General features: G+C 44.2%; 3 protein-coding genes and 1 pseudogene. All 4 read left to right on the top strand.

The window, feature by feature from the left end:
- Positions 1-478 (top strand): hypothetical protein (locus JGK14_RS33425; protein WP_325315986.1); only part of this gene is annotated, 478 nt, incomplete at its 5' end.
- A gap of 5 nt (positions 479-483) precedes the next feature.
- On the top strand, positions 484-4173 hold the full coding sequence (locus JGK14_RS33430; protein WP_325315987.1) for an RHS repeat-associated core domain-containing protein: 3690 nt from the start codon (positions 484-486) through the stop codon (positions 4171-4173).
- Positions 4170-4919 (top strand): hypothetical protein, encoded by a 750-nt coding sequence (locus tag JGK14_RS33435; RefSeq protein ID WP_325315988.1) that lies wholly within the window; start codon positions 4170-4172, stop codon positions 4917-4919. The genes JGK14_RS33430 and JGK14_RS33435 overlap by 4 nt, the downstream gene beginning before the upstream one ends.
- A 44-nt stretch (positions 4920-4963) precedes the next feature.
- A pseudogene (locus tag JGK14_RS33440) lies at positions 4964-5491 on the top strand (putative Ig domain-containing protein); the annotation flags it as partial.

Genomic DNA, 5491 nt, shown 5'->3' on the forward strand with positions numbered 1-5491 from the left:
ACCGTTTGATAGCAAGACTAAGGTGTTTATTACTTTACCGGGTGGGAAGCGGGAAACCTTTACTTTTAAGCCGACTTCGCATCATCTGAATCAGTATTTAGGAGGGGCTGGGCCGGGGGCTGCGATGTACAAGCCGGCTTTTGAGTCGCATTCGGGTTCGACGATGACTTTGACGGTGAAGGATGCGAATTTAGTACGGAATGAGTACGGCGAGTATTACGGAGTTAACGGGCAGCCTTTTAATCCTGAAAATCCTGCTTTTGGCGGTGTTTATGTGTTGACTACCAAGGAAGGATTGGTTTACGAGATTGATGCGAAGTCTGGGGATTTGTTGACTGCGACAGATGCGAATGGGAATAAGCTATCTTTTAGCGATGCGGGGATTAAGAGTAGTACGGGTAAGTCGGTGACTTTTGAGAGGGATGTTGTAATACGACTAGCTTTAAGTATGAAGCTGCGAATAATCCTCACTTTTTGACTGAGGTGATTGATTCGTTGGGAAGGACTGGGGTGAAGACTGGGTATGATGATTCTGGTCGTTTGAAACAGATGATTGATGGGAATGGGGAAAGGGTGGAGTTGGTTTACGATCCGAATAATTCGATTCAGAAGGTTAAGGATGTTTTTGGGAAGGAAACTACTTATGTTTATGACAGTCGCGGGAATGTTTTAACTGAGATTGACCCGTTAGGGAAGAGGATCGATAGGACTTTTGATGGGGATAATAATGTTCTGACTTCTACTGTTGTTACTAGGGAGTTGAATGCTGCTGGTGTTTCGGTTGAGGTGAAGTCGAAGACTGAGTGGACTTATGATGTTAAGGGGAATAAGTTATCTGAGAAGGATGCTTTGGGGAATGTTTCTCAGTGGACTTATAACAGTCGGGGTCAGGTTTTGACTGAGACTGATGCGCTGGGGAATAGTGCGAGTTATACTTATTCTCCTAGTGGTAATTTGCTGACGACTAAGGATGCGAAGGGAAATGTTAGTAAGTTTAGTTACGACATGAGGGGAAATCTCCTTACTCTTACCGATGCTGCTAACAAAATCACTAAGTTTACCTACGATGCTTCGGGAAATGTACTTTCAGTTGAGGATGCTGATACAAATCAAACAACCTTTACCTACGATAGCAGCGGCAACCGCAAAACTGAAACTCGCACTGTAACTACTCCGAATGGATTGCAAACTTTAGTTACTAAATCCGATTACGATAGTAACGGTAAAGTCAGGTTCGTTACTGATGCTGAGAATAAAGTAACCGAGTACAGGTACGATGCTAACGGGAATCAAATTGCTGTTATTGATGCCCGCAACAACAAGACTGATTACCGCTACGATAGTAAAGGTCAGTTGGTCGAGACGATTTATCCCGACAATACTCTCAGCAATCCCGCTGACAATCCCCGAACGATTAACATTTACGATAAGGGCGGAAGGTTGCGTGCTACTATTGACTCCGACAAGCAGGTAACGCATTACAATTACGATGATGCGGGGCGTTTGGTGGAAACGATTTATCCCGATGGAGTGGATACTTTAGCTCAGTTGGTAAGTGCGATCGTGCCGACTCAATCTCTTGCTACTATAGACTGGACGCAAGTTATCTATCCCGATACTTCGCCTGCTTTCTTGTCGAATAATCCCAGAAGCAAGACTGAGTATTACAAAAACGGCGACGTTAAAGCTGAGATTGACGAGAGAGGAAATCGGACTGAATATCGGTACGATAATAACGGTCGATTGGTGGAGGTAATCTATCCCGACGATACTCCCGGAAATTTGGATAACAATCCCCGAACTAAAACAGAATACGACAATGCAGGAAGGACTGTTGCGACTGTTGATGGTTTGGGAAGGGTGACTCGTTATGAGTACGATGATTTGGGGCGGTTGGTGAAGACAATTTATCCTGATGCTACTCCGAACAATCAATTAGATAATCCGACTGCTAAGACTGAATACGATAGTTTGGGACGGCGCATTTCTGCTACTGATGCTGCTGGTAAAACAGTCAAGTACGAGTACAATGCTTTAGGTAGGTTGAGTGCGGTAGTGCAAACTTTGAATCAGTCGGGAACTAATCCCATTAATCTGAGAACTGAGTACGGTTACGATGAAGCAGGGCGGTTGATTTGGCAGAAGGATGCTGAAAGCCAGCAGACTGATTTTGAGTACGATAAAAACGGCCGTCGGGTTGCTGTTGAGTTGCCTTTAACTCAAAGGTCGGTTACTACTTACGATGAGGTGGGGAATGTTAAGACTGTAACTGATTTTAATGGGGATACTATTACCTACGGTTACGATGCTAAAAATCGGTTGTCAAGCAAGCAGTTTGCACCCGGTAGTGGCGAAACTCCGGTAACATTTACTTACACTCAAAGCGGGCAGATTAAGACTGTTGTTGATGCGCGAGGTACGACAACTTTTAATTACGACGAACTCGGACGTTTGGTTTCGAGAAAAGACCCGGATGGCCCTTATTTGGCAAGCGGGGCGACGATTGAATACAAGTACGATGCTGCGGGAAATCGAACTGAGATAAGGACTCCGAGTGGGGTGACGACTTACGGATATGACGAGCAAAATCGTTTGGAGAAAGTTATCGATCCGGATTTGGCAGAAACGAAGTATTTCTACGATGCTGCTGGGAATTTATCGAGAACAGAATTGCCTAATGGTGTGGAGGAAGTGAGGACTTACGATGAGTTGAATCGGTTGAAGTTGTTGGAATACAAGCGGCTCTTAACGGTCTTTTCTAAGTTCGATTATACTCTAGATCCTGTCGGACATCGCAAGGTTGTTACCGAACAAAACGGACGGAAGGTTGAGTACGAATACGATGATTTGTATCGGTTGACCCAAGAGACAATTACCGATCCGGTTAATGGCAACCGCACGATTAGTTACGGTTACGATGCTGTGGGTAATCGGTTGACCAAGACTGATTCTGTTGCTGGGGTGACGAGTTATACCTATGACGGTAATGACCGTTTGTTGAAGGAGGAATTAAGGCTTCAGGGCGTGCGCCTTGGTAGCGTTGAGTACAGGTACGATGCCAATGGAAATACGAAGACAAGGACTAAGAAGGATGCTGCGAGCAATGTTGTTGAGACTGTGACTTACAACTGGAATAAAGAGAATCGTTTGGTTGGGGTGACTGGTCCTAATTTGTCGGTTAGTTATGCTTACGATGCGGATGGGGTGAGGGTTAGCAAGACTGTTAACGGGGTGACGACTGAGTATTTGGTCGATAATAATCGGGATTATGCTCAAGTATTGTCCGAGTATGTAAATGATGCTTTGACTGCTAGTTACGTTTATGGGTTGGATTTGATTTCTCAGGAGAGGGGAAATGCGGATTCGTATTATTTGGTTGATGGGTTGGGTAGTACGCGGGGGTTGACGAATGCGTCGGGTGCTGTTACTGATACTTATGCCTATGATGCGTTTGGGAATTCGATCGCATCGACTGGCGGTACTGCTAATAATTATCTGTTTGCTGGGGAGCAGTTCGATCCTAATTTAGGGGATTATTATCTGAGGCAGCGGTATTACGATACTGATAGTGGGCGGTTTACTCGACGGGATACTTATGAGGGTAAATTGAATGAACCTTTAACACTGCACAAATATGCCTATGCTAATAGCAATCCAGTTAGTTTTGTTGATCCAAACGGTCTTTTCTCCAGCTTGGCAGAAGTGAACACAGCACAGAATATCTCAGATACTCTTGAGAGCCAGCAGCAAAATGTTAGGGTTCAAGGTCTTAAACGTTTTACTGTTAAAGATCATGAGCTTTTCTCTGCTTTACAAATAGTAACTCGTGGAGCGCCTGTTCACGCTTTTATGTACGCTAAGTATCCTCGAATTTCTGGGCGGGTTGAGAGGTTTGATGTTGGAGCTATTGATGGATGGGGGGCTGTCTCTCATCCTTTTAGCGCTGTTGCGGGTGGACTTCAAACTCGATTTGACTTCGAGGTGAATCTTCCATGGAATGCCTTGAAGTTTGGGGTAGCCAAATTAGATGCTTTTCGGTATGCTGTATGGAAAGCTGCTGTCAGATCGCTGCCTTCAGCAGAAGACTATACTTTATTTGGGCATAACTGCATAAATTGGACAGTGACAGCAACTTTACTTGCAAAAGCACTTGAGCGTTCTTCAGGATTATGAGAATACCAGCAAGTCCAAATTTTATTAAGTTCTTTCAAGTTCTTTCACAAGAAGAAAAGTCTCTGTTTTTAGACAGAATACATACTTTCTTCAAAACCAAGGTAAGTGGATATTCAAACATAACAAAGTTTAGAGGGGAACGCATTCACCCTTCACTCAAGAGTATTAAATCTCATCTTTTTCTTATTGAAGGAATTGACTACTCGGAATCTTGGGAGATTTCATTTTTTAACACGGCTATTCCTCACGCTCGAGTAGAAATGTCAAGTTGTCATCCTTTTCTTAAAAAGGATTGCTCTCTTGAGATGGAATATACTCAACTACTACTAAAGCAATCTCTGGTAGACATTGCTGAGGGATTTGATGATGCTCCAAAACCTCTTCTTCAAAAGTTATTAAAATTTCATCCAGAGAACTGTTTTGCGACTGCTGGAGAGACTGTTTGGGTTTACCTAATGTTGAAGATACGAGCTTTACCAGAACTATACGATCAATTTTTAATTGATATTGAACCTAAACTTCCATTTTTTGAATTTGGCAATTACCTTATTAAAGAAGTCGGAAATGACTATCGAGAAATTATACAAATTTCGATGAATCAAAAGCATTATAAATCATTCTTACAGCAAAACGATACCTTAATTTTGAACGCTCTGGGACAAGATAAAATGGCACACTGGTTAAGTAGTCTCAATATTGAACTTGATACTTGGCTCAGTGCAATTTCTTATTCTCAAAAGTTATAGACAGCCTACCATGAGTTTGTTCGCCCTGTACAAAGACTGACGGGGATACTCTCACTTATTTGCTGGAAGAAGCGCCCAGCGGTGCAATTATTGATTCAGAAACCGGCAGAATTATTTGGGCAACTCCAGAAAACGGAACTCACAAAGTGAGAGTTCGAGTCGAGGACGGTCGCGGTGGGGTGGACATCCAAAGTTTTGATTTGTCAATTAGCAGCGTCATCCCCGGCACTGTTAAGGGCAGCGTGTATCTGGATGCCGACGGGACTGGCACTCGCCGCGTTACCAATCCGGGTAACATGACTCCAGACAATCGGGTAGTAGTGGGCCCGCGCTTTGCAGACAACTACGCCGCCTACGACTTAAATCGACCGGACGGCGTACCGGGCATCTTGGGGGCGATGACCTTCAAGCGAAACGCCGACGGCACTGTTGACCCCAATACTCTACTCTTAGGCGGCGGTGCAGCATCTGGTGGTGGTGCCCTGTATGAAGTCAAGGTAGTGCGGGGAGAAAACGGTCATATTATCGGCTTAGACGACGACGGTGAGGCAGAAACTCCCTACACAGCCAAT

This window comes from Microcoleus sp. PH2017_28_MFU_U_A, assembly GCF_020738035.1.
Taxonomy (GTDB): Bacteria; Cyanobacteriota; Cyanobacteriia; order Cyanobacteriales; family Microcoleaceae; genus Microcoleus.